This is a genomic window from Akkermansia muciniphila, from assembly GCF_002884975.1.
GTDB lineage: Bacteria > Verrucomicrobiota > Verrucomicrobiia > Verrucomicrobiales > Akkermansiaceae > Akkermansia > Akkermansia muciniphila_C.
Window position 1 is genome coordinate 293,782 of record NZ_PJKB01000001.1, and the last position, 25,028, is coordinate 318,809.

At 59.0% G+C, this 25,028-nt stretch carries 17 protein-coding genes; 9 read left to right on the forward strand and 8 right to left on the reverse strand.

The window, feature by feature from the left end:
- The first annotated feature begins 65 nt into the window (after window positions 1-65).
- The 8 genes from CXU21_RS01265 to CXU21_RS01300 all read left to right on the forward strand — a co-directional run bounded on the left by CXU21_RS01265 (window position 66) and on the right by CXU21_RS01300 (window position 14,282).
- Window positions 66-1,241, forward strand: a complete 1,176-nt coding sequence (locus CXU21_RS01265) for an AAA family ATPase (protein WP_102724757.1) — start codon at window positions 66-68, stop codon at window positions 1,239-1,241.
- Window positions 1,241-1,966, forward strand: coding sequence for a hypothetical protein (locus tag CXU21_RS12075; protein WP_146016895.1), 726 nt, complete (start codon window positions 1,241-1,243; stop codon window positions 1,964-1,966). The genes CXU21_RS01265 and CXU21_RS12075 overlap by 1 nt, the downstream gene beginning before the upstream one ends.
- Before the next feature lie 160 nt (window positions 1,967-2,126).
- Window positions 2,127-3,884 carry an arginine--tRNA ligase gene (gene argS, locus CXU21_RS01275; protein ID WP_102724759.1) on the forward strand — a complete coding sequence of 586 codons (1,758 nt, stop codon included), beginning with the start codon at window positions 2,127-2,129 and terminating at the stop codon, window positions 3,882-3,884.
- A 12-nt stretch (window positions 3,885-3,896) separates the two neighbouring features.
- Window positions 3,897-5,552 (forward strand): tetratricopeptide repeat protein, encoded by a 1,656-nt coding sequence (locus CXU21_RS01280; RefSeq protein ID WP_102724760.1) that lies wholly within the window; start codon window positions 3,897-3,899, stop codon window positions 5,550-5,552.
- Between the two features lie 106 nt (window positions 5,553-5,658).
- Window positions 5,659-7,761 (forward strand): M3 family metallopeptidase, encoded by a 2,103-nt coding sequence (locus CXU21_RS01285; protein ID WP_102724761.1) that lies wholly within the window; start codon window positions 5,659-5,661, stop codon window positions 7,759-7,761.
- A 24-nt stretch (window positions 7,762-7,785) separates the two neighbouring features.
- A complete protein-coding gene (locus CXU21_RS01290; RefSeq protein WP_102713376.1) occupies window positions 7,786-9,108 on the forward strand; it encodes a Gfo/Idh/MocA family protein in 1,323 nt (440 codons plus the stop codon).
- 544 nt (window positions 9,109-9,652) lie between these two features.
- The gene (locus CXU21_RS01295) at window positions 9,653-10,462 is read left to right on the forward strand and encodes a PEP-CTERM sorting domain-containing protein (RefSeq protein WP_180972568.1); all 810 of its coding nucleotides are present in this window, start codon (window positions 9,653-9,655) and stop codon (window positions 10,460-10,462) included.
- 133 nt (window positions 10,463-10,595) lie between these two features.
- The gene (locus tag CXU21_RS01300) at window positions 10,596-14,282 is read left to right on the forward strand and encodes a LamG-like jellyroll fold domain-containing protein (protein WP_102724763.1); all 3,687 of its coding nucleotides are present in this window, start codon (window positions 10,596-10,598) and stop codon (window positions 14,280-14,282) included.
- Between the two features lie 179 nt (window positions 14,283-14,461).
- On the opposite strand, the gene CXU21_RS01305 is transcribed toward CXU21_RS01300, so the two are convergent.
- From CXU21_RS01305 to nadA, 8 genes are all read right to left on the reverse strand, one after another.
- Window positions 14,462-17,248: a tetratricopeptide repeat protein gene (locus tag CXU21_RS01305; RefSeq protein WP_102724764.1), complete on the reverse strand. Its 2,787-nt coding sequence runs from the start codon at window positions 17,246-17,248 to the stop codon at window positions 14,462-14,464.
- A 279-nt stretch (window positions 17,249-17,527) separates the two neighbouring features.
- Window positions 17,528-18,655, reverse strand: coding sequence for an AMP-binding protein (locus tag CXU21_RS01310; protein WP_102724765.1), 1,128 nt, complete (start codon window positions 18,653-18,655; stop codon window positions 17,528-17,530).
- Window positions 18,656-18,670: 15 nt separating this feature from the next.
- Window positions 18,671-18,985 (reverse strand): hypothetical protein, encoded by a 315-nt coding sequence (locus CXU21_RS01315; RefSeq protein WP_102713364.1) that lies wholly within the window; start codon window positions 18,983-18,985, stop codon window positions 18,671-18,673.
- Window positions 18,982-19,794, reverse strand: coding sequence for an RbsD/FucU domain-containing protein (locus CXU21_RS01320; RefSeq protein ID WP_102724766.1), 813 nt, complete (start codon window positions 19,792-19,794; stop codon window positions 18,982-18,984). Before CXU21_RS01320 ends, CXU21_RS01315 begins: the two co-directional genes overlap by 4 nt.
- A 35-nt stretch (window positions 19,795-19,829) precedes the next feature.
- Window positions 19,830-20,414, reverse strand: a complete 585-nt coding sequence (locus CXU21_RS01325) for an NADH-quinone oxidoreductase subunit C (RefSeq protein WP_102713360.1) — start codon at window positions 20,412-20,414, stop codon at window positions 19,830-19,832.
- 54 nt (window positions 20,415-20,468) lie between these two features.
- A complete protein-coding gene (gene nuoB / locus CXU21_RS01330) occupies window positions 20,469-21,050 on the reverse strand; it encodes an NADH-quinone oxidoreductase subunit NuoB (protein WP_102713358.1) in 582 nt (193 codons plus the stop codon).
- 475 nt (window positions 21,051-21,525) lie between these two features.
- Window positions 21,526-22,524, reverse strand: coding sequence for an SAM-dependent methyltransferase (locus CXU21_RS01335; protein ID WP_102724767.1), 999 nt, complete (start codon window positions 22,522-22,524; stop codon window positions 21,526-21,528).
- Window positions 22,525-22,538: 14 nt separating this feature from the next.
- A complete protein-coding gene (gene nadA, locus CXU21_RS01340; RefSeq protein WP_102713921.1) occupies window positions 22,539-23,474 on the reverse strand; it encodes a quinolinate synthase NadA in 936 nt (311 codons plus the stop codon).
- A 111-nt stretch (window positions 23,475-23,585) separates the two neighbouring features.
- Here nadA and ffh point away from each other — a divergent pair, with 111 nt between their 5' ends.
- The gene (gene ffh / locus CXU21_RS01345) at window positions 23,586-25,025 is read left to right on the forward strand and encodes a signal recognition particle protein (protein WP_102713354.1); all 1,440 of its coding nucleotides are present in this window, start codon (window positions 23,586-23,588) and stop codon (window positions 25,023-25,025) included.
- Window positions 25,026-25,028: the final 3 nt, after the last annotated feature.

Consider the following 25,028-nt stretch of genomic DNA (forward strand, 5'->3'; position numbering starts at 1 on the left):
AAGTGTGCGTCTATTGTTATTTGATAGTTGATTGATTTTGTTTAAATCATGCCCCCCCTTTTAATATGCTGACTGTATTCGAAATAAATAACTTTAAATCTTTACAAAATTTCAGCATTCGATTTTCATCAAAATTGACTGTTCTGATTGGATTGAATGGTGCGGGAAAATCAACTGTTTTGCAGGGATTGGATTTTTTAGCAAATCTGGCACAGATAGAGGGGATTTCAAAATTTCTTGATTTGAGAGGCTGGGAAAAAAATGAATTATATACGAAATTTTTAGGAAAGCCATGGTCTCCATTAATTTCATATAGCTTATTATTTGATGTAGGTGAAGAGTATTACAAATGGAGTGGAGCCTATAACGGTAATATTGGAAAATGTACCAAAGAAGAAATTAAATGGGTTGATAGAAAGGAAGATCAGGAAAAATTAATGGAACTTAAAGAAGGAATCCTTCATGATTCTGATCTTATTTGGCCTAAAGATGTGGATTTTAGAAAAATAGGTTATAGAGGTTCTATTATTAGTTTGTTTTCTGAACAAGATCCATATTCATTAGTGTGGAATGAAGTTTCCAATATTCTTTCGATAGATTTATTGTCTCCCGAGCAAATGAGGAGACGGTCAAGATTAATGCCTAAAAGAGGTGTAGGGCTTGGAGGTGAGCAATTATCTATTTTTTTGCATCGCCTTACGAATGAACAGAAGGTTCAAATAGCAGAAGTGATGGAAAATTTTTATCCTCATTTTATGAGCTTTCAAACGCAGTCTATGCGGGGAGGGGGGATTAAACTCAAAGTGATTGAGCATTATGAAAGTGATACTTTTATTTCGACGGAATCTCGTCATTTAAATGATGGCATGCTCCGTGTTCTGGCAATTATTGCCGAAACCTTATTTACTAAAGGAACTGTATTAATTGATGAAATTGAGGATGGTATTAATCCTGATCTTCTTGAAAAACTAGTTTCTTATCTTTTAAATGATTGCCCTTGCCAGGTTATTTTAACTACACATAGTCCCCTTCTGCTCAATTTTCTCCCAGATGATGATGCTGAGAAGATAGTACAGTTCATTTATAAAGATGGATTAGGAATTACGAAATCAGTTCCGTTTTTTAGTATCCCTAAAGTAGGAGATTTACTTGGAATGTTGGGAGCTGGGGAGGCTATGTTACAATTTAATATGGATGAAGTGGCTGAAATGGCAGAACAAGTAAATGACATGGAGAAGTAATGATTCCTGTTATCTTTGTTCATGGAGAGGGAGTTTCCGATTTTGGAAACTGTTCTCAAGTAGGGCCATTGTACTATATTATATGGAAAATATTGGCTCGTTATTATCCTGATGAAATAATAGAGCATAATTATATTCAAATTGTTAGTAAAAGTGATCTTCAAAATTATCGTAAGGTAAAACGATCTGAAAAACGGAAATCTACGATGCGGCTAGCAAAGCCCCCTAAGATCTCTATAATGGCAGAAACTCTTGGGTTGTTTACTCAAGAACGTGGTGGTCATATTGCCGTATTACATTCAGATGTGGATTTTACAAATAAAGATTTAAGAACTAGAAACTCTACTCTTTTAGAACGGAAAAAAAGAGAAGCGAGAGACACGATAATAAAAGAGATAGAAAATGGTTTTTTTAAATCTGGAATTTCTGAAAGAGGAGTTCCTCTTGTTCCTATGCCTAGAACAGAAGCTTGGTTAATTAAGCTTGTTCCTGGTAGTGGGTTTTCTGCGCATAGATTGGAAAATCTCCCTGGTAATGATAAAGCTCCTTGTGGAGCAAAAAAAATTTTAGATGACTATGGATTTTGTTCGTGTGAAAAGAGATGCTCATTGGTATGTACATCTTATGATCCTGATAAGATGGATTTAGAAAGTCATAGTTTATTTCTTGTAAAGATGAGAAAAGCTTTGTCTCAATGTCCATTTTCCAGCAATAGTTGTTCTTAGAAACTGAAGGAATGACTGAATACGAGAATTATAAAATCTATTGTGTTTTAGATTTTCATGAAAATATTTGAAATTTTTTGATAAAATTAATATTAAGGTATGTCTTCATGACAGTTGCGCCTTGACTACGGCGGTGGAATGTCCGTTCATCTGAGCAGACATGACCATACCCGGAATTCTTGAAGAAAAGTTGTCCGCCGCGTTGAAAGCGGTGTTGGGGGAGGAGCTTCCCGCTGATTTTTGCGCCAGTGTGACGCCGTCCGCGGATTTGCGGTTCGGGGACTACCAGAGCAACGCCGCCATGGTGCTTGCCAAGCGGTGCCGCACGAATCCCCGCGCTCTGGCCCAGCAGGTGGTGGACGGGATGGGGCAGGACGGCGTTTGTTCCCTGGAAATCGCCGGGCCCGGGTTTATCAACTTCCGCATCAAACCTGAATTTTACGCCGCGCGCCTGCTGGCCATGCTGGCGGACGACCGTCTGGGGGTGGAGAAGGTGCAGGACCCCAAAACCATCGTCATTGACTTTTCCGCGCCCAACGTCGCCAAGCCGATGCACGTGGGCCATATCCGTTCCACCATTATCGGGGACGCCCTCTCCCGCGTGGCCCGTTTTGTGGGGCACAACGTCATTACGGACAACCACATCGGTGACTGGGGCACCCAGTTCGGCATGATCCTGTGGGGCTGGAAGAACATTCTGGATGAACAGGCCCTGGCCGCCAACCCCATTGACGAGCTGCTGCGGGTGTACAAGGACGTGAACCTGATGTGCAAGGAAAAGCCGGAACTGCTGGATACCTGCAAGGCGGAGCTGGTGAAGCTCCAGGCCGGGGACGGGGAAAACCTGGCGATCTGGAAGCGCTGCGTGGAAGTCTCCAAATCCGGCCTTTCCAAAATCTACGGCCAGCTTGACATCCACTTTGACTACTGGCTGGGGGAAAGCTTTTACAACGATGCCCTGGCTCCGCTGGTGGACGGCATGATCGCCGCCGGAATGGCCCGTGAGAGCGACGGCGCCATCTGCGTGTTTTCCGACGGCTCCGTGCCGCCCAATGAAGACCCCTTCCTGGTGCAGGACAAGGGGGAATGGCGCGCCAACCCCTGCATCATCCGCAAGGCGGACGGCGGCTTCCTGTACGCCACTACGGACCTCGCGACGCTGGACCACCGCATCAAGACGTGGGGGGCGGATTCCATCTGGTACGTGGTGGGCGCTCCCCAGGCCCTGCATTTCCGGCAGATTTTCTCCACGCAGCGCCGCCGCGGCATGGACGGGGATTACCGTCACATCGCCTTCGGCTCCATCCTGGGGGACGACCGCAAGCCTTTTAAAACGCGTTCCGGGGACACTGTCTCCCTCCAGGACGTGCTGGATGAAGCCATTGAACGCGCCGCCCGGGTGGTGGAGGAAAAGAGTCCGGACATGCCGGAGGAGGAAAAGAAGCGCGTGGCGGAAGTCGTGGGCATAGGCGCCGTAAAGTTCGCGGAGCTCTCCCAGAACCGCATGACGGATTACGTCTTCAACTGGGACAAAATGCTGGCCCTCCAGGGGGACACGGCTCCCTACCTCCAGAACTCCTATGTGCGCGTCCGCTCCATCTTCCGCAAGCTGGACGGCGCCCCGCTGGACTGGTCCGCCCCCATTCAGCTTTCAGAAGATGCGGAAATCCACCTGGCCCGTCTCCTGGCCCGCTACGGGGAAGTGGTGCCGCAGGTGCTGGATGACTGCCGCCCGAATGTGCTGGCCGCCTACCTGTTTGACCTGGCCCGCGCTTTCCACTCCTTCTATGAGGCCTGCCCGGTCCTGAAATCGGAAGGGGCAGTGCGGCACTCCCGCCTGGCCCTGTGCGAGCTGACGGCCCGCACCCTCAAGCACGGCCTGGGCCTGCTGGGCATCCAGCTTCCGGACAGAATGTAGCCTTTTCCCGGTATGAAAGCCTCCTTCCGTCATGTTCTCCTGTCCGCCGCCATGGCGGGCTGCTGTTCCGCCGCTCCGGACGGGGAACACGGGTACTGGATGAGCAGTCCGTCCCTGAACGGCTGGCGGGAGGCCGTCTTCCGCGCCGGCGTTCCGGCCCAGCCTGCGGTACTGCCGCCCGGCGTGGAGATGATGATGATAGGCTCCTCCTCTCCGGCCGTGCAGATTCTGGTGCTGGAGGGAATGACGCATCTGCTCACCTTCGGGGACATGCGCGCCTCCCTGAAATTTGATGACGCCCTCCGCCTGGACCCGGACTGCCTGATGGCCCACTGGGGACGGTGCATGAGCCTGATGGGCGCGGGCCCCGAGTTCCAGGCCCAGCGCGTCCAATCCATGAAGCGCATGAAGGAGCTGGCGCTGCGCCCGGACTGCCCGGAACAGGAGCGCGCCTATGCGGACGCCCTGGCCGTGCTGCTGATGAACGGTCCGGAAAAGGCACGGGAATCATGGAAAAACATCTGTACCACCTGGAAGCGCGATCCCTACGCCCCCCTCTTTTACGCCATGCTCCTGCGGGACGGCTTTGACGGGAACGGCAACCCCGGGGAAGGGCAGAAGGAGGCCGTCCGCGTGGTGGATGCCGTCCTGAAAGAACGCCCGGACTCCCAGGCGGCCCTGTTCATGCGCGTCCTGCTGGAGGAGGTGGCCCCGGTCATCTCTCCGGAAACGGTGGAAACCGCCCGCAAGGCCGCCGCGGCCAACCCCCTCTCCGCTTCCGCCCAGCACCTGCTGGGGCACTGCCTGTTCCGCACGGGGGATTATGAAGGAGCTTCCGCCGCCTTCCAGTCCTCTGAAAACCTGTGCCTGGCGTGGGAAAAAACGGAAAACGTTCCCCGGGCGCTGAATGACGCCTACTTCCGTTCCATCCTTTACCGTGCCGTCTCTGAATTCTGCGCGGGCCATTACAAAAAGGCGGAGGCCATCGCCTCCAGGGCCGCCTCCGTCCCGTTGGACGGGAAACACCCGCTGGCTCCCGGAACGCTCCTTCAACTATGGGAGGCCAGGACATTGCCCGTGCGCCTGATGCTGGCCCGGCCCTCCCTTCCCGCGCAGGCATATCTGCTGAAAGCGTCTCCGGGGCCGCTCCCCAAGGGATTTCCGGACTTGAGCAACGGCATGACGGCGGTGGTCACCCAGTACATGGGCGCCTGTTGCGCGGCCGGGCAGGGCAGGCCGGGCGCCGTAGCGGCCGGCTTTGACAAACTGTCCGGCATCCTGCGCCTGTTCATGGAGGGTGCGGAAGTGGCCCGGCGCCAGATGAGCGTCTCCTACTGGGCGCGCTGTCTTCAGATGGGGAGCCTTTACTCCTCGGAAATCCGTGCCCTGATGTTCCCGGACTCCGCCAATGTCTGGATGTCGGAAGCCATCCGGAGCCAGCGTTATTCCTCCCTGCTGCTGCCCCCCGTGGTGCCGTATCCCGCGGAATGGAAACTGGCCCAGGCCTACCTGCGGGGCGGCAAATACCGGGAGTGCGCGGACATGTGCGGAGAGGCGCTGAAACGCTTCCCCAACCACGCCGGGGTGCTGGCCACCATGAAACAGGCCCGCGGCAAAGAAAATGCCGCTCCCGCTGCGCAAGCTCGGAAAAAGAACCGGATCAAATAACATGGAGACCTGTGAAACACTGAATTTCCCTGACGGGCGCCTTGGCTCCTGACGCTGCACATTCCGGCAAGCATTCATTTTCAATAACCACATACATCAATCAAATATGAACCATCCCTATCTGGACCCCTCCTTCCTGGTTTCCTGGTCACGGCTCACGCCGGACGCCATCAAGCCTGACATTACGGAAGCCATCTCCCGCGCCAGGGCCAACATTCAGGCCATCTGCGGCCAGCCGCTGGACTCCCTGACTTATGAAAACACCTTCGGCGCTCTGGAAAAAGCCTCTGAGGACCTGCACCTCGGCTGGGGCCGCGCCATGCACCTGGACTCCGTGAATGATGAACCCGCCCAGCGGGAAGCCATCGGTGAAATGCTGCCGGAGGTGGTGGCCTTCTCCTCCTCCGTGCCGCTGAACCCGTGCCTGTGGACGGTCCTGAAAGCCGCCGCAGCCTGTGACTGGGTGAAAGACCTCTCCCCCGTCAAGCAGCGCTTCATTCAGGAAACGCTGGCGGACTTCCGTGAAAGCGGGGCGGACCTGCCGGACGAGGTGAAGCCGGAATATGCGGAAATAGAAGCCCAGCTCTCCATGAAGACCAAGAAATTCGCGGAAAACGTGCTGGACTCCACCAACGCCTGGGAGCTCATTGTGGAAGATGAAGCGGAACTCTCCGGCCTGCCGGACTCCGCGAAGGAGGCCGCCCGGCTGGACGCCTTGGCCAATGGGCACGGCACGGAAGAAGCCCCCCGCTGGCGTTTCACGCAGAAATTCACCTCCCTGCAGCCCGTCATGCAGTTTGCGGACTCGGATGGACTGCGCCGTAAAATGTGGGAAGGCTCCTGCTCCATAGGTAAGGACGGGGAATATGACAACGAGGCCCTCATTGCGGAAATCCTGGAACTGCGGGATAAAAAGGCCCGCCTGCTGGGATATGGCTGCTTTGCGGACTACGCCACCTCCCGCCGCATGGCCGGGAGCGGAGCCAACGCCCTGGACTTCATTAATGACCTGCATGACAAGGTGAAACCCTCCTTCCTGAAAGACATGGAAGCCGTCCGCGGGTATAAGGAGGAAAAGACCGGAAAACCCGTGGAAAAACTCTCCCCGTGGGAAACCGGATACTGGTCTGAAAAACGCCGCCGCGAGCTGTACTCCTTTGATGAGGAAGACCTGCGCCCGTACTACTCCGTGGAAAAGGTGATGGACGGCCTCTTCTCCATCTACTCCGGCCTGTACGGCATCACGGTCACGCCGCGCCCCACAGTAGCCTTCAAGCCGGGGGAACCCGGGGAAGTGCCGGAAGGCGCGGTGGAGGTATGGCACCCGGACGTGCTGTTCTATGAGCTGCATGATGCGGAAAGCGGGGAACACCTGGGCTCCTTTTATGCGGACTGGCATCCGCGGGACTCCAAGCGCGCCGGGGCGTGGATGAACTACCTCAGCGTGGGGGAACCCCCGCACGGCGGCAAGCCCCGCGTGCCGCATCTGGGCCTCATGGTCGGCAACATGACCAAGCCCGTGGGGGACAAGCCCGCGCTGCTTTCCCACCGGGAGGTGGAAACCATCTTCCATGAATTCGGCCACCTGCTGCACCAGCTCCTCTCTGATGTGGAGGTCAAATCCCTGGCGGGCACCAACGTGGCCTGGGACTTTGTGGAACTGCCCTCCCAGATCAATGAAAACTGGTGCTGGGAGCGGGAATCCGTGGACCTCTTCGCCGCGCACTATGAAACGGGTGAAAAAATCCCGGACGAACTGTTCTCCAAAATGCGCGCCGCCCGCAACTACATGAGCGGCACGGACTTCATGCGCCAGCTCTGCTTCGGCAAGCTGGACCTGGAGCTTCACGTGAACTGGCCGCGGTACAAGGGCGCTCCGCTGGAGGAAACGGATGAACGCATCCTGGCGGACTACCGGGTGCCCATGACCCACCGCGGCCCCTCCGTGGCGCGCCGCCTGACCCACATCTTCGCGGACCCCACGGGTTATGCCTCCGGCTACTACTCCTACAAATGGGCGGAAGTGCTGGAAGCGGACGCCTTCAGCCGCTTCCTGAAGGAAGGGGTGCTCAATCCGCAGACCGGGCGCGACTTCCGCCGCTGCATCCTCAGCAAGGGCAACAGCAAGCCTGCCGCGGAACTCTACCGCGACTTCATGGGCCGTGATCCGGACGCGGAAGCGCTGCTTGTCAAATCCGGCGTCCTTTAAATCAATCTCTCTAATACAATCCTCATGCCTGAACAAAAAAGACTCTCTCTCGCCGGAATCGGGTGCGGCTCCCGCACGCGCACCTACATGAAGCTGGCCATGGAACAAAAAAACCGCTACCGCATCGCCGCCGCGGCGGACCCCGTAAAGCAGCGCACGGAAGCCGTGCGTGACTTTGCCCCGGAGGAGGAGCGGGACTCCATCCGCCTGTTCAAGGACGCCGCCTCCCTGCTGGAGGAACCGCGCCTGGCGGACGTAGCCATCATCGGCACGCAGGACGACTACCACTACGCCCCGTGCAAAAAGGCCATGGAGCTGGGCTACCACGTCCTGCTGGAAAAACCCATCGCCAAGACGCTGAAGGAAGCGCTGGAACTGCGCGACCTGGCGCGCCTGCTGAAACGCCGCGTGGCCGTGTGCCACGTGCTGCGCTACACCCAGTTCTACCGCACCCTGAAAAAAATCATCAGCAGCGGGGAAATCGGGGACGTCATCACCTTCAACGCCAACGAAGGCGTGGGGGCGTGGCACTTCGCCCACTCCTTCGTGCGCGGGCACTGGGGCAACAGCAAGACCTCCACCCCCATGATCGTGGCCAAATGCTGCCATGACATGGACATCCTTTACTGGCTCATGGGCAGGCGCAAATGCCTCTCCGTAGCCAGCTTCGGGGAGCTCACCTTCTTCACGAAAAAAACGCTCTCCTCCCCCCGTCCGGAACGCTGCACGGACTGGACCACCCCGGTGGGGGAAGACCCCTGGGACGCCCGCAAATACGCCACGGACGACGAATGCAAGCGCTGGCTGGGCATGGTCTATGACCGCGCGCAGGAAGCCACCGCGGAGGAAATCTGTGAATGGCTTGAAACCTCCCCGTGGGGCAGGGACTACCTCCAGTGCGACAATGACCAGCCGGACCACCAGGTTTCCATCATGCGCTTTGAAGGCGGCCTGACCGGCACCTTCACGATGACGGCCTTTGAGCAGGGGCGCCATATTGAAGTATACGGCACCAAAGGCAAAATCCGCGCCGGAGCCTTCTACAAGGAAAACGGCCCCGGTGAAATCACCGTGACGCCCCACTTTGGCGGTAAAACCCGCGTGGTGGAGCTGGAGGAACTGGCCGGCGGCTACCAGGGCCACGGCGGCGGTGACTGGGGGCTGGTGGAAGCCCTTTACGATGACATGCTGACGGTTCCCTCCCCGGCGGACATGACCACCTCCATTGAAGAATCCGCCCACTCCCATGTAATGGCCTTTGCCACGGAACACGCCCGGCTGACCGGCCAGGTGGTGGATGTGGCCGAATTCGAGCGCCGGGTCATGAGAGGTGAACTGGACTACTGATCCGGTAGTTCAACACTTCAATTTCCAGAAAACGGACGGGAAACCGTCCGTTTTTTATTGCTGGTTCCGGATGTGGAACCGGAGGTGGCTGCAACCATCTTCCTCCATGAAAAACGAAATAATTGATGGAATTCATGGAGATGCAGAAAAGGAATATTTGGTCAAGTCTGGAAATCATAAATATTCCGGTTTTAAATGATAAAAAATAACTTATTGGTCAGTATAGGCTTATAAAACGGACGGATTTGGAATCCGGAGTCAAGCCTACAAAATTGAAAGAAAAACGTTTTAAGGAAATTGGGCTTGGCAATATCCTGGAAATTGCCGTAGGGAGTTCCTGATGTAACAGGCTTTCTTTTTGTTCCGGCAATCATTACTAACTGTCTTTACATTTTGGCGGCGGTAGCCGTCAGGGCTGGCGGTATAAGGCTGTGGAAAGGGGATGGGGAAATGTTGCAGAGCATCAGGAAGAACAATTTTTCACGGCTGTAACATCCATACCGGATTCCAAATCCGGCATATATCTTGTGAATTGGCTAAAACCATGAAGAAATCATTCATTCTGCTATTATTGGCAGGCGCCGTTTCCGCGGCTTCTGCGGCTTCCCTGAAAATTAATCTGGGTTCTTCCTCCGTCGGGGATTCGGATTGGATCAGTGTGGCTACCCAGGCTTCCTCCGTTACGGGAGGAAAAGCCACCTCCTACGCCTCCATTGCTTCCTTGAGCAAAAACGGGGGAAATGTTTCCTCGTCCGTGGTTCTCGGCAATCTGGACGGTCAGGACGTCACGCTCACCATGGCGTACAAAAGCACCGCCGCCGTGAATGCGGGTTACCTGGACGCGGCAGGCACGTCACCCTCCCTGAACTCCCTGTTTCCGGACAGCATGGCGCAGTCTTCCATCTCCGGCAAGTGCAACGGGGTGAAAGGGCAGACCGTCGGCCTTCAATTCACGCTGAACGGCCTGGCGGCCAATACCACCTATTATCTCTACGTTCTGGGCAACAGCGGCTTTTCAACCAATAAAACCAGCATGGCCCTCTCGGGCGGTGTCAGCGATGTCACCGGCAGCCTGATGGACGGCTATGAAGGAGCGGGGACGATGGCCGGTTCAACCTTCCAGGGGACGACGGATTCTTCCGGCGTGGGGATGGAATGGACGTTCACCACAGACAGTTCGGGCCGGGTGACGCTTACTTATGAACGCTCCGCCGGTGTGGCCGCGGATGTTTTAAGCGGGGATATTAATTTGAACGGGTTCATGCTGGCAACCGAGCCCATTCCCGAACCGGCCACGGCATCCCTGGGATTGCTCGGACTGGCGGCGCTGCTGTTGCGGCGGCGCAAAAACTAGGGAGCATTCAGCATTATCTTTGACGAGATGTCTGGAGAGAAGGGATGGAACCGCCCATGTTTTTCATCCCTTCTTTCCGGCATTTTTTATTTGCAGAAGCCTATCTGTTAGATTATTTAATAATCTTATATCTATGAAAAAGAAATCTCTCTTCGGCGTCCTTGTGGCGGTGGCTCTCTCCGCTCTGGGGAATCCGGGGCAGGGTGCGGGAACGGTGGAATCCTTCGGCGTGGACTTCGGCAATGCGGCTTCTGCGGCACAGCCGGGCTGGACGAATATGGGGGTGGTGACCGTCACGCCGTCTTCCACGCTGAAAAGCGTGCCCCTGCGGAGGAATAACCTGGAAGCCTCTTCCTCCCCCGTGCTGGCCGGAACGCTGTTTGGCCGCTCCGTTTATCTGGCGGTAACGGCCAAGTCGGAAGCGAGCGTGGGAAACATGTGCTATAACAACGCCAATTCAACGTGGCGGGAAAAGGGGGAAACCCGCGGAGGGCAACCGGGCGGCGTGCTGCAGGCGGAAAGCGCCTTCTCCTTTCCGAATCATGGGGAAGCCCTGAATACGAGTTTGCAGCTATTTACCAACGGCATGGCGGTCCGGGCCGGCACGGTGCGCGTTTCCCTCTCCGGACTGCAGCCCGGCAAGGAATATTCCGTTTCTTTTTTCCTGGGCAGCGGCAAGCCCGCGTACCAGTCCGTTTACCTGGTATCCGGCGCTCATGTGGACGTAAAGGCGCTTCAGACCTCCACCGGTTCCCGCACGGAAGAGATGTGGAAAGGGGGCGTCAACACGGCGGACGCGGATACCTACATGGCGGTGGAATGGACCGCGGCAGCGGATGAAGCCGGGACGCTCGTTTTTGACGTGGTGAAGGAAGGCAACTCCGCCGGAACCGGAGCCCTGAATCTGAATGCGCTGACTGTCCGCACGGATGATACCCCGGCCCCTCCCGCTCCGGAGCCGAAGCCCGTCAGCGTGCTCCACAACAGGGCGCTGACCGTTCTTCCCTCCCCGGTGGCGCTTCCCGTTCCTGCGGATGCCTGGACCGGAACGGGGGAAATGACTTGTGAACTTTGGGTCAGGCCGGATGGGGACGCCGCCTCCGGCGCTATTCTTTCCCTGGGGGCTTCCACGCTCTCCCTGAACGCAGGCCGTCTGCATCTGGAATCCGGGAATGCGGAAGCTCCCGCCTCCGTGGAGGCTTCCGGCCAGCCCTTCGCCGCCGGAACCTGGCACCATGTGGCCGTGGCCCTGGGAACGGAAAACGTCAGCCTGTATGTGGACGGAACATTGGCGGGAACCGCTCCTGCCGCGCCTTACCTGGCCTCCATGAAAAACGGCTGGACAGGCCTGGTGCTGGCTGCGCAGTTCAAGGGCGCCCGGGACGAACTGCGGTTCTGGAATGCGGAGCTGGGGACCGGGGCGGACGACTTTTTCCTGACGGGGCCGCTGCCCATGGCCCACCCCAGGTATGGCCGCCTGGTGGGGCTGTGGCGGCTGGACGGAGACTTCCGGGACGCCAAGTGGACGGAATTCGCGGATAAAACGGGCAGCTCCTTCACCCGCCCGTACCAGGCGGTGACGCCGTCCGGCACGGAATTCTCCATCGTCACGGACAACAATACCTTCCGGTACATGCTCATGACAGCTTATGTACGGGATAGCCACCTGCGCTACCACTGGCTTTCCCGCTCCCATATCATTAACAACAATGACCTCATCTACATCGGCGTAACAGGCCTCACCGCAGATGGAACCATCACTCACTGGCGGCCGGATAATGACGTAAAGGAAAAAAACGGCGTTACGTTTCTCCCCCGGGAAGGAACCCGGACCAGCATCTACCGCTTTACCGGACCGAATGCCTCCATGCGTGTAGGGGGCGGCCTGCTGGGCGGCGATCCTGCCGCCTTCACCATTGAGGCTGACATGCTCCTTTCCGCCGAACGGGAAAATTTCATTCTGTTTGGCAACGACAACGTCTCTCTGACAATCTCTTGGGCGGCTGACCATTACCGCGCGCGCATCCAGGTGGGAACCTCCAAGGCCTGGGAAGCCGACTTGCCCGACATACTCCTCAACGAATATTTCTGGATCGCCTTTGTGCGCAATAACGATACGGGAACCTTCTATCTGAACAACACGGCCGTAGAAACCGTGGCCGCCGCCGCCGGAAATGATCTGGACAGCCAGACGGCCAATGCAGTCGTTGGAAGCAATCTGGTCGGCAACATTGACGAGATGCGCATCTGGGTGGAAGCCCGTGCCGCCGGAAAACTGGGAAAGGCCGTCCAGCACGCCTGGGCGGACCGCCAGATTGTCGCCTACTGGGGAGACAGTGACGTAGAAGACTATGACACCGCTTCCTGGGTGAGCGACCTGCGCTATCTGCGCGAACTCACGGCAGAAGTGGAAGGAATAAACATCCGTCTCTGTGTTTCAGGCGGTTCCGATTGGAAAAAGATGTTGGGCAATGAAGCGGCCAGAAACAAATTCGCCACACAAATTGCAGAAATGCTGAACGAATACGGCGATTTGCTGGATGGCGTGGACCTGGACTTTGAATGGCTTTACCAGGGGGATTCCCTGTGGAACGGCTATGGGGCGCTGGCTGAAGCCATCAGGCAGAAAATCGGCTCCGGGCCTGTTTTTACCATCACGCTGCACACGGTGGCCTACTGGTTCCCCAAGGACAAGATTCAATTTGTGGATTTCTTCCCGTTCCAGAATTATGGGCCCAGCAGCAGCGCTGGCACCTATAACACCATGGTTTCCGCCTGTAATTTATTTAGATCCTGGGGGTATCCGGATTCCAAAATCCAGCTCAGCGGTCCTTTTTACGGAGTAACTGGTGCCTCCGGCGCCACAGATGCCATGCTGTACCGTGACCTGAAGGGAGAGGAGGAACTTAACGATCCCGCACTGGACCAGCTCACCCTGAACAGCAATGGTAAAAAATACTATTACAATGGAGTAGACACGACGCGGAAGAAAAACAAATACATCAGTGATCAAAAACTGGCTGGCTTCATGTACTGGGATTTGGGTGGCGACATCTCCGACTCCCGGAATGAAAGCAACTACTTTGACCAGCGTTCCCTGCTGCGCGCCGCCAACCGCTACGTGTCTTCCACGTCGTTCCCCGTTACGGCTTCCCCGTTCGGCTTGTCCCGGGTGGGGGCATCCGTTCCCGCCGCCGGAGGGCCGGTGGATGTGGAAGTGCAGATGGAAGAGGAAGCCCTGGGCTGGGTGGTGGCGGAATCCCCGGAATGGATTTCCGTTTCCGCCTCTTCCGGCATGGGCCGGACCACGGTCATCCTGACGGCGTCGGAAAACAAATCCGCCGCCGGACGGTCCGGAACGGTGGTATTCCGCGCTTCCGACAAGCAGGAATGCGCCGTCACCGTGACGCAGGCCGGGGCAGACCTGGCGGGCTATGACAAGTGGGTGCAGGACACCTTCCCGCCGGACGCCACGGCGGACCGGACGGCGGCGGATGCCTCCCCCGCCGGGGACGGCGTCACCAACCTGATGAAATACGCCACGGGCCTGGACCCGCTGAAACCCTGCGGAAGCGTGACGAAAGTATCCGTGGAAGAAGGCGCAGACGGGAACAGGCATCTGGTGCTGCGGTGGCCCGTAAATCCGCAGGCGGCGGAGGTAAAGCATGAAGTGGAAGTCTCCCCGGACCTGGTCAGCTGGATATCCCTGGGGGAAGTGGAGACCGCCGGAAAAACATCTGCGGAATTCCGGGACGCGGAACCCGTGCAGGAGAGTGGAATGAAACGCCGCTTCCTGCGCTTGAAGGTGACGCGGGAATAGCTCCGGGACTTTGACACCTCTTCCCCGCAGAACGGCAGGCTGGACAATCAGCGCATCCGTAAAAATGCGCTGATGTTCTGGAAAAGCGCATTCTCTGCGCCCGCGTTTATTCTTAAGGCCGCCCCCGCAGGACTGCGGCGCTTCCGGAACCCTTCAGGCCCGTTGCGGGATAACGCAGGCTACTTCCCCTTCTTCTTAATCTTTTCCTTCACCCGCTCCACATTGGCGCGGGCGTCTTCATTCCCCAGTTCCGCCGCCTGTTCGTACCACTTCTGGGCTTCGGCCAGATCCTTGGCCACGCCCGTTCCGCGTTCATACATGGAACCCAGGTTATTCATGGACTTGGCGTCATCCTGTTCCGCGCCCTTGATGTAAAACTGGTAGGCCAGGGCCGTATCCTGCGGTATTCCCAGGCCTTCCTCATGCAGGTAGCCCAGCAGGAAATACATGCCCGGAACGGCATGCGTCTGGTTCTGCTCCAGCTTGGTCAGAATATCCAGCGCCGCCTTGGGGTCCGGCTCCATGTCCTCTCCCTTGATGAGCAGGCGCGCCTTTTCCACCAGGGCTTCCGGGTCCTTGGTCTCCGCGGCCTTCAGCACGTAATCCTTGTGCAATTCCTTGTTCGGCTGCACGCCGATTCCCTGCTCGTAATACCGGGCCAGCCTCTTGAGGCCGCGCACATCCTCCTTCTTCACCAGCGCGGTGGCTGCCGTCATGGCGGAAGCCAGGAGCTGCTGCCGTTCCGCAGGGTCTTTCATGTTCCCGGCCACGGTTTCATAATAATTGGCCAGCTCGTCCAGGGCGGTAAGGCTGCCCAGCTCCACGGCCTGTTCCCAGAGCTTCACGGCCTCCGGGTTGATGGCCTGCGGCGCGGGGGCCTGGCGTTCCTTGCCGGACGGCGTCATCCAGGGCGGGACGGCTCCGGCGTCCGTCAGGGTATCTTCCGCCTTATCCTTTGCGCCCGGCTTTTTGAGCCACGGGGGAGTATCTTCATCCGCCCCGTTCAGGGTCAGCTTCACCTGCTGGTAGGGGGAGCCGGCGGGATTCTGCCGGATGCCCTGCGCCGCCGCTTCCTCCAGATTCTGGGGATAGGCTGCCTGGTTGGCCAGGAAAAGCAGGGAGGGAATATGCCCGCGCGCCGCCAGGCCGTGCATCATGGCGCTGTAAGGCTGGAGGTTTTCATTATTGGAACTCCACATGTCCGCCGCATCCACATGGCCTTTCAGGGCTCCCCGGAACATCCAGGAATCCCCCTCCGCCATGCGTTTCTCCAGACCGAATTCATAGATGAGGGCGCGGCCGAGCACGTACATGCCGCAGGGGTCCCCCTGTCCGGCGGAAAGCCGGGCCCAGGCCAGGGCTTCCGGGTAGCCGGATTCCTCGCTCCTGTAGCTGAACAACATCAGGTAGGCCAGGTCCGCCTGGCTGCGGGCGTCCCCTTCCTGCGCTTTTTTGCGGAGAACGGCGGTCAGGTCTTCCCACTGTTCCGGAGTGACGTATTCGGAAATGCCTCTCAGCGTGATGAAATCCCCGGAGGCGGCTTTAGCCAGGCAGTCATTCAGCAGGGTTTTGGCCGGTTCCATGGCAGGCCTGTCCATCAACTCCGGGTCCTCCATCTGGGCCAGGCGCAGCCTGGCCAGGGGATGGCCTTCTTCTGCCGCCTGCTTGTACCATGTGCGCATGTTTTCCCGCGCTTCATGGGCCTTCCCCACGGAATCCATGGTGTTGGCAAGTTCCTCTTTCCACAGCTCGCCCAGCTGGACGCTTGAATCCGCGTCTCCCAGCTGGGAGGCCAGTTCCAGCTCCTTGTGCGTCTTGGCGTAGGGCGGGAGCTGGTTGAGCTTTTTCTGGGGCAGGGTAAGCGGTTCCTTCAGGAAGGGCATGCCCCGTTCGTCATGAAGGGCCAGCAGGTCCAGGGCGGCCTTGCGCAGCTCCTGCTCCTGCGGGGGCTTCTGTTCGGAAATCCACTGCGCGTACCAGGCACAGGCATTATTGCTCCCCAGCTTCCGGGCTTTGTCACAGACGAGCTTTACCTGGCCGTTCTCCAGCTTGGGGAGTCCATTGGCGCTCCGGGAAATCAGGGCCAGCATGGTTGGAAGATCCCCCCTCTCCAGAAGTTCCGTGAAGTATTCATGGCTGAGCTTGCCGCGGATTTCTTCAGGCAGCGTGGGAAGCATGGTCATGGCCGTGGCGTGCCCCGCCTCTGCCGCTTTGGAAAGCGTCGCAAAGGCCAGTTCCTGCCACTCCTTCCGGCGCGGATGGTCCGGGGCAGCCGTCTTTGCCAGAGAATGGGCCAGTTCCCCCATCCGGGCCAGAAGAACCGGTCTGGCGTTTTTCCGGTGCTTCATCAGGGAATCCAGAACGGCGGCCGGGTCCTCCTTCAGCCAGTCCACCTTGATGAAGGCGAGCTGGGCCAGCGCGTCCTGGTCGCCGGAGGCGGCCTTCTTCTCCAGCGGGGCCAGGTAGCGTCTCAACTCCGCCTCCGGCAGGTCTGTAACGGTGTACAGTGCGGTGACGGCGTCCATGTCCCCTTTCCCGGCCAGCTTGCGGCAGGCCTCCAGCCATTCCGCGTGCTCCGGCTGCATGGGTTGCGCCTTGAAAATGCCGAAAATCCCGTAGGGGTCCGTCATCATGAGCCTGGGAGCCGGATGCCCGGATGCGGTCGCCGCGTCACGGAAAAAATGCTGCATGTGTTCCAGGCAGGCCAGCGGCAGGTCCCCGCGGTTCAGGTAATAAAGCCCCATCCAGTACTCCCCGGCCAGCATGTTGGCCCGGAAATCTCCCGTGGCGGCCTTGTCAAGCAATTCCCCATACGTCCAGCCGCCGTCCATGGGCAGTTGGGAAAGGTCCCGGACCGGGGCGGACTCCGTCTGCCCGGGGGGATTTGCCGCCGCCTGGGATGAAGCGTCCTGGGCGTAGACCGGGAGGGAAAAAATAAAGGGAATAAGCAGAAGACGGGCACGCATGGGTCAGCTCTTTTCTAGCAGGAAAAACCTCTGCCCTACAAGCGTTTTTCACGTGACTGAATGTTTAACTATTTATTATGTCACGTTCTTTATTAAAGCAGGCTCATGAAACGGCTCCGGGAGGCTCCAAGCACGGGTACGGCAGCCCGCAAGGTGGAGGGAAACAGAGGCGGAATTCATGGGCAGGAGTGACGGAATGGACAAAGTAATTCTACTGTGTTCACTCGGTCCATGAAGTCCGGATTTTTTAGAGAAAAACCTTTGGCGGCGGTAGCCGCACTAAACCTCCCGGCGTTTTTCCGTCTGTTCCCGCAGCAGGGCTTGCAGCCGGCTGCGGTCCAGTTTCCCCATCACCGTCAGGGGAATAGGTAGCTCCATGATGGAACGGATGCGCTGGGGGCCGGGAGCCGCCGCATTCCATTCACGGCAGGCCTGTTCCAGCAATGCCGCGGAAGGCCCGCAGGCGACCAGTTCGGTTCCCGCGCGCGGATGCGGGACGGCCTCCACGACGGCCTCCGGGACACTGCGGCGCAGGGCGTCCTGGACGGCGTCCGGGTCCACCAGTTCCCCCAGGACTTTGACGAGCCTGTCCGCCCGGCGCAGGAAGGTCAGCAGGCGGCCTTCCAGGCGCACCAGGTCGCGGGTTTGCCACCATTCCCGCGGGTCCACCCGTTCCAGCAGAAATTCTCCGTTGGGCTGCGTCAGCAGGCGGCCGCACAGCTTGCCTTCCCCCTGGAAGCGCAGGAGCCCTCCTTCATCTGTTGCCGCCTCCCAGTGCGGCAAAAGGGAAAGGCGGTCCGTGTGGTAGGGATCACCGGGAAGGGCCGTAGCCAGCTGGGAGCCGGACTCCGTCATGCCGTAGCTCTGCACCACGGGCCAGCCCAGGGCGCGTGCCTTCCGCCCCGTTTCCAGGTCCAGGGCGCCCCCGCCCACAATGATGCATCCGGCGGTGGCCGGAGCCTGGAGACGGTGGCTGACCAGGTCAACAACCTGCGTGGGGACCAGGGAGGACCAGCAGGCACCGGAACTTTTCATCAGGTCCGCATAGGCATGCGGATTCCACCTGCCGTGAAGCGTGTGGACGGCGGTCCCGGCCAGGGCGGCGCGCAGGTGGATCATGGCGCCTCCCACGTGCCAGACGGGCAGCGGGCAGCACCAGTCCCCGCGTTCCGCGTGCAGGTGGTCCAGCGCGCCGCGGGCGCAGGCGTCCAGGGCGCGGCGGGTGAATAAAATGGCTTTGGGCGGGGAACCGGAAGAACCGGAGGTGGCAAAGGCAACGGCCTTGTCCAGCCCCTGGCGGGAAAGAAAGGCGGCGGCATGTTCCCTCCAGTCCCTCAAATGGGGCGGCGCCATCACGCAGGGGCCGTTGTCCCGGTCCCAGGGCAGGGATGTTCCGGAGGCGGACATGGCGGGGGCTGCGGGTTACCGGGAGGCGTTTCTGCGCAGGGTATGCCAGCGCTCCTCCATGCGGGGTTTCAGATGGTGCTCAATCCACGCATAAGCCGCCTCCAGGCCGCCCGTCTTGAAGGTGCGGCCTATTTCCGCTTCCACGCCTGTGGCGTTGCCGGTGCGGCGCAGGAAATCATTACTGGTGAATTCGATGAAAAGCTTTCCATTGATCGCTCCTTCCTCCGCCAGAATCCATTCCCTGACGTACAGCGCCAGAATGGCGTCCCCTACCCATGCCTCTACGCGGAGGCGCTCTTCTGTGGCCTTGTCCATATGATGATGGTTCATGAAAGTCTTGCCATGGAGGTCTTGCCGCCCAGCGGGTCCTTCATGGGGGGAGGGGCAATTCCCGGAGCCTTGTCCCCGGCGGGGGAGGCCGGCTGGCCGTTTTCCCGGGGCAGCTCCGGCAGGTTGTCCATGGGGGCGGCGGGCGTGCCCGGCGTCTGCGTGCCTGCCTTGGGGGCCTGCGGCGCGGGCGCGGGGGCCGCTCCCGGAGTGAGGGGTACGTCCAGCACCCTGTCCTGTGCCGCGCGGCGGTTGACTGCGTCCTTGGCCTCCAGGGACTTGCGGAGAGCCGTCTCCGATTCCGAATTCCAGTACCCGGAATCCAGTTCAATGTAGATGTTGGAATAAGGCAGGGACGTCCTTGTCTTGATGACCAGCACGTTGAACTGCTTGGCGGCGTCTTCGATCAGGGAATTGATCGTGCGGCTCATCAATTCAAAATGCTGGCGTCCCGGAAGCATCTTATTGATATTATTACGGTAGCGCTTGACGCCGGGGGCGTAATCCTCCGTAACGCTGCGCAGTTCGGAGCTGACCATGATGCGGGGAACCACATGGGCCTCCTCCTCCAGCATGTTCAGCACGTCCATGAGCACTTCATCGGACGTCTTGTCGGAAACCATGGTCTTGATGCCCGCGCCCGTATAGGCGGGGAAGGAGGATTCCGCAATGACAATCCAGTTTCTGGCTCCCACGATCGCCAGATTTTTATACAACTGGTCCCTCCATTCCTGCTCTGCCGGATTTGCTTCCTGGCAGCCGCTGAGCAGGCTGATGATACACACGGGCAGAATGAGGGGGAGTCGGATCATGGGATGGGCCCCGCCTTGCGGAGCTGGAAAATGGGCTAGAATTTATGGGACCGGGGTTCGCGGCACGCGCTGGGGCAGCGGCCCTGTTCCGTGGCGAATGGCGCTCCCTGCGTGGGGGCTGCCTCCGTGAAGGCGACGCCGGGCAACTCAGTAGGTACGCCCTGAACCGGGAAATCCTTTCGCAGGGGGAAATAAGGATAGCCTTCCCACATCAGAATCCGGCGTAAATCCGGGTGGCCGGAGAATTTAATGCCCATCAGGTCCCACACTTCGCGCTCGTGCCAGTTGGCGGACTGGAAGAGTTCACTGACGGAGGGCACTTCCTCCCCGTCGTCCACCTTCGTCTTGAGGCTCAGGTTCACGCCCGTTTCCGCCTGCGTCAGCGTGTAGTTGACTTCAAAGCGGGGGCTTTCCCCCATATTGTCCACGGAGCAAAGGTTCACGATCATGTCAAATCCGGCGGAATCCCGCAGCCAGCGTACGACGTCCGCCACGGCATGGCGTGCGACGGTCAGCGTAACGTCTCCGCGGAACTCATAGCGGTCCGTGATGACATCTTTCCCAAAGCGTTTCTGGGCGTTGTCTGCGGCGGTCTTGATCTGTGATTCTAGAGAAGGCATGAAAAAAGGAATGGTAAAAGGTGGAACAGTATGAAAACAGTCGGTGCTGGCGGATTATTCAAGAGGCATTTCCGTTTCTACCGGAACGGGGGCATTCGCTTCGCGCGGTTCCTCCTTCTTGAAGAAGGTGCGTGCGGGCTGCTGGGTATCCAGCTTCTTGCGCAGGGTAAGCAGCGCTTCCAGGATGGCTTCCGGGCGGGGAGGGCAGCCGGAAATGTAAACGTCCACGGGAATGATCTTGTCCACGCCCTGAAGCACGGAATAGGAGCGGAACATGCCGCCGGTGGAGGCGCAGGCGCCCATGGCGATGCACCACTTGGGCTCCGGCATCTGGTCCCAGATGCGCCGGACGGCCAGGGCCATCTTGTAGGTAACGGTGCCGGCCACGATCATCACGTCGGCCTGGCGGGGGGAAAAGCGCGTCACTTCGGAACCGAAGCGGGAAAGGTCATACCGGGAGCACGCCACGGCCATGAACTCAATGGCGCAGCAGGAAAGCCCCATCGGCATGGGCCAGAGGGAATTTTTACGAATCCAGTTGATGGCGGCGTCCAGGGTGGTATAGACAAAACTGCCTTCCGCGTTGGAGTCCAATACTCCTGTTTCGTAAATATTCGGTTCGTTCGTGGTGGCCATGATAACAGATGATTCTTGCTGGAGCCAGATTAACGAGATGCCTTCAACTCTCAAGCCTTAATTTGGTTCAGCCATGATTTTCTGCGGCCTGTTCCGGCCTTGTTTTCCGGGCGGTCCGGAGCGGGGATGAATAAACCCGCACAGGGTTTCCCCCGTGCGGGTTTTTATCCAACTATATTACCTATGAAACTCAGAACTCCCCATTATGGGTGGCGGTCTCTCTACCTCCCGCCGCCCGGTTTGTTACTGATGCAGGTTAGAGTCCCGGTGGCGGCATGGTGTTCAAAAAGCGGGAAAATTTATGACAGAGGAGCGGGAACGGATTTATGATTCATTGAAGATGAATGTTTTGAGGAATTCCATTACCTGAAGGGACCGGGAGCAGTTCTTCATGCCTGGCATTGCGTTCAGCCAGGCAAGCCCGGTTTCCGGGAGGGGTGCGCCTGGACTTGTCCGGAGCGCCGCAGCGGCAATCCTACAGCCGTTCCTGAATCAGCACGTGGAAATGGCCGCCCGCGCCATCCTCATTCGTCAGGAAGGCGTCCTGCGGCGTGTTCTCCGCGTAGGGGAGCAGGTAATCCCTCTGGGTCATCAGGGTGGCCGTGTCTCCCAGGCAATTCCGGGAAAGCTCCAGCAGGTCCGTAAAATTCACGTCGCACGTCAGGTCCGTCAGGCCGGGGTGCCGGTACAATTCCTCCCCGGTCAGCACCTGGTGGCTTTTATACCCGCGCAGGGAGCCCTGGGGGCGGCGGTAGTACAGCCGCTCCATTTCATCCCCGTAGTCAATCACCGTCATGACCCCCATGCTCCACAGGGGCAGCCACCCGGTGAACCAGCGTGCGTAGGAATCATGAATCTCCAGACGCTGCCCCGGCTGGGAATCATATTCCAGCATGTGGGAGAAAAGCGGCTGTTGGCGGACGGGGCGCAACTCCTCCCGCACGGCTCCGTCCTTCACGGTAAGCCCCACTTCCCGCCAGCCCTGTTCCGTGTACTCAAACACGCGGGCCGGGAAGGCGTCCACCAGCTCGTTGGAGAAAATGAAGGCTTTGCCGCCGCAGTGCTTCAGCGCCTTTTCCATGGTGGAGTAAATCTTGGCCTGGCTTCCCAGCAGAAGGTGCTGGAATTCGCGCAGCCGGGGGGAGGACTCCACAATCACGTAATCCGTATTCAGGCGGTTCCAGAACCCCAGTTGTTCCAGAACCTTGACGGCCAGGGCTCCGGAGCCGGCGCCTATCTCCAGCAGGGGCAGCCGCTTGCCGCAGCGGGCGCAGGCCTCCTTCCAGCGCGCGGCGACGGCCTTTGCCAGAATGGGGGACAGCGTGGGAGTGGTGGAAAAATCCCCGCGGCTCCCGATGTTCTCAATGGCGGCGGAGTAATACCCCTCCTGCGGGTGGTGCAGGGCCAGCTGCATGAAGGCTTCCAGGGAAAGCCAGCCGCCGGCGGCCGCGATGTGGTCGGAAAGGCGTATCATGCGGGGAAAACAGGTCAGGATTTGGACTGCTCCAGCATGCGCAGCAGCGGGGCTTCCGCCCTCTTGCGCAGGTCTTCCGGCAGTTCCACGGCCGGGGAAAGGTCCCGGAGAGCCAGGTACAGTTTTTCCAGCGTGTTCATCTTCATGTACGGGCAGGTGCTGCAGGAGCACTGCTCCGTGGGGGCGGGAATGAACTCCTTGCCCGGCACCAGCTTGCGCAGGCGGTGCAGGATGCCGGATTCCGTGACGATGATGAAGGAGGAAGCCGGGCTTTCCGTGCAGTAGGGAATCATCTTCTCCGTGGAGCAGATGTGGTCCGCCAGCAGGCGCACGGCCTCCGTGCATTCCGGGTGGGCCACCACCAGCGCGCCGGGGTGCTTCTCCTTCAGGGCCAGGATCTGGTCCCGCGTAAACTCCATGTGCACGTGGCAGGCCCCGTTCCACAACTCCATGGGGCGGCCCAGCTGGCGGCCTACCCAGGCGCCCAGGTTCTGGTCCGGCACGAACAGGATGGGGCGGTCCTCCGGAGCCTGGGAGACAATCTTCACGGCGTTCCCGGAGGTGACGATCACGTCCGCCAGCGCCTTCACGCCGATGGAGCAGTTCACGTACGCCACCACGTAATAATTCTTGTGGGCGTTTGCCTTCAGGAAAGCTTCCAGGTCCCCGGCGTCGCAGGAAGCTTCCAGGGAGCAGCCGGCGTCCGCGTCCGGCAGGATGACGGTTTTGTCCGGATTGAGGATCTTGGCGGTCTCCGCCATGAAATGGACGCCGCAGAAGGCGATCACGTCGCAATCCGTATTCTGCGCCTTGTAGGCCAGCCCCAGGGAATCGCCCACGTAGTCGGCCATGTCCTGGATGTCCCCGGTCTGGTAGCTGTGCGCCAGAATGATGGCGTTGCGTTCTTTTTTCAGGCGTAAAATTTCCTCTTTCAGGTCAAAGGGTGCCATGCGGGAAAAGATGGGGGGAAGCCCCCGGCAAGTCAAGCATCATGTCCCATGCAGGGCGCACTTGTTGACGGGGGGCGGGAAATGTGGCACAGTCTGGCGCATCATACGATTATGTTTTCACTTTTAGCTGATAAACTGGATAACACGTTCCGGAAGCTGCGGGGCCTGGGCAAGATTTCAGAGAAGAACATTGCGGACGCCCTGCGGGACATCCGGCTGGCGTTGCTGGAAGCGGACGTGGAGTTTGGCGTGGCCCGGGAATTCATCGGCCGCGTGAAGGAGCGGGCCATGGGGCAGGAAGTGCTCAAATCCATCAAGCCCGGGGAACAGATCGTCAAAATCTTCCGTGATGAAATCGCCGCCCTGCTGGGTGGCGACGCCGTGGGGCTGGACCTGACGGACCCCGCCAGAATCATGGTGGTGGGCCTGAACGGCGCGGGCAAGACCACTACCAGCGCGAAGCTGGCCCTGCGCCTGAAAAACGAGGGGCGCCGCCCCCTGCTGGTGGCCTGTGACCTGGTGCGCCCCGCCGCCGTGGACCAGCTGGCTACGCTGGCGGCACAAATAGAAGTGCCCGTGTACAAGCCCGCTCCCGGCAGCCGGGACGTGGTGGCCGTGGCGCGTGAGGCCCTGGAATGGGCCCGGACCCAGAACGGGACCGTGATGATTTTTGACACGGCGGGCCGCCAGGAAGTGGACGAAGCCCTGATTGACGAGCTGCGCCACCTGCACGCCTTCCTCTCCCCGCGTGAAACACTCCTGGTGGTGGACGCCGCCACGGGCCAGCAGGCCGTGAACGTGGCCCAGACCTTTGACCGGGCCGTGAACGTCACGGGCATCGTCCTGACCAAGCTGGACGGGGACGCCCGCGGGGGCGCTGCCCTCTCCATGCGTTCCGTGACGGGCAAGCCCATCAAATTCTCCGGCGAGGGGGAAAAGCTGGACCAGTTCGGCCCCTTCGTCCCCGGCCGCATGGCGGACCGCATCCTGGGCATGGGTGACATCGTGGGTCTGGTGGAGCATGCCGCCGCCCGCATTGACGAGGAACAGGCGGCCAAATCCATGGACCGCATGATGTCCGGCAAATTTGACTTCAACGACTTCCTGGACCAGATGAAGATGATGCAGAACCTGGGGCCGCTGGAAGGCCTGCTGGGCCTGCTCCCCGGCTTCGGCAAAATCAAAAAGCAGCTTCCGGACGGCGCGCTGGACCCTAAGAGGATGAAACACATGGAAGCCATCGTGCTCTCCATGACGGCGAAGGAAAGGAGCAATCCCAACCTGCTGAACCCGTCCCGGCGCCGCCGCATTGCCGCCGGCTGCGGCCGCTCCCTGATGGAGGTGAACAAGCTCATCAAGAACTTTTCCGAGATGCGCAAGATGATGTCCGGCAAGGGCAAGATGGGCGCCATGATGAAGCAGATGGCCTCCATGAAGGGTAAGGGCGGCAAGATGCCCGGCCTTCCCGGCATGGGTGGCGGACTGGGCGCCCTGAAAGGTCTTGGCGGACTCGGCGGAGGTTTGGGCGGCCTCTTCGGCGGCCGCAAATAACGG

What these genes read in the sequence shown, in the direction of transcription:
- CXU21_RS01290 (WP_102713376.1), top strand. Translation starts at nt 7,786, where the DNA reads ATGCCTGAACAAAAAAGACTCTCTCTCGCCGGAATCGGGTGCGGCTCC.
- CXU21_RS01295 (WP_180972568.1), top strand. Translation starts at nt 9,653, where the DNA reads ATGAAGAAATCATTCATTCTGCTATTATTGGCAGGCGCCGTTTCCGCG.
- ffh (WP_102713354.1), top strand. Translation starts at nt 23,586, where the DNA reads ATGTTTTCACTTTTAGCTGATAAACTGGATAACACGTTCCGGAAGCTG.
- CXU21_RS01265 (WP_102724757.1), top strand. Translation starts at nt 66, where the DNA reads ATGCTGACTGTATTCGAAATAAATAACTTTAAATCTTTACAAAATTTC.
- nuoB (WP_102713358.1), bottom strand. Translation starts at nt 21,050, where the DNA reads ATGGCCACCACGAACGAACCGAATATTTACGAAACAGGAGTATTGGAC.
- CXU21_RS12075 (WP_146016895.1), top strand. Translation starts at nt 1,241, where the DNA reads ATGATTCCTGTTATCTTTGTTCATGGAGAGGGAGTTTCCGATTTTGGA.
- CXU21_RS01305 (WP_102724764.1), bottom strand. Translation starts at nt 17,248, where the DNA reads ATGCGTGCCCGTCTTCTGCTTATTCCCTTTATTTTTTCCCTCCCGGTC.
- CXU21_RS01315 (WP_102713364.1), bottom strand. Translation starts at nt 18,985, where the DNA reads ATGAACCATCATCATATGGACAAGGCCACAGAAGAGCGCCTCCGCGTA.
- nadA (WP_102713921.1), bottom strand. Translation starts at nt 23,474, where the DNA reads ATGGCACCCTTTGACCTGAAAGAGGAAATTTTACGCCTGAAAAAAGAA.
- CXU21_RS01280 (WP_102724760.1), top strand. Translation starts at nt 3,897, where the DNA reads ATGAAAGCCTCCTTCCGTCATGTTCTCCTGTCCGCCGCCATGGCGGGC.
- CXU21_RS01300 (WP_102724763.1), top strand. Translation starts at nt 10,596, where the DNA reads ATGAAAAAGAAATCTCTCTTCGGCGTCCTTGTGGCGGTGGCTCTCTCC.
- CXU21_RS01285 (WP_102724761.1), top strand. Translation starts at nt 5,659, where the DNA reads ATGAACCATCCCTATCTGGACCCCTCCTTCCTGGTTTCCTGGTCACGG.
- CXU21_RS01335 (WP_102724767.1), bottom strand. Translation starts at nt 22,524, where the DNA reads ATGATACGCCTTTCCGACCACATCGCGGCCGCCGGCGGCTGGCTTTCC.
- argS (WP_102724759.1), top strand. Translation starts at nt 2,127, where the DNA reads ATGACCATACCCGGAATTCTTGAAGAAAAGTTGTCCGCCGCGTTGAAA.
- CXU21_RS01325 (WP_102713360.1), bottom strand. Translation starts at nt 20,414, where the DNA reads ATGCCTTCTCTAGAATCACAGATCAAGACCGCCGCAGACAACGCCCAG.
- CXU21_RS01310 (WP_102724765.1), bottom strand. Translation starts at nt 18,655, where the DNA reads ATGTCCGCCTCCGGAACATCCCTGCCCTGGGACCGGGACAACGGCCCC.
- CXU21_RS01320 (WP_102724766.1), bottom strand. Translation starts at nt 19,794, where the DNA reads ATGATCCGACTCCCCCTCATTCTGCCCGTGTGTATCATCAGCCTGCTC.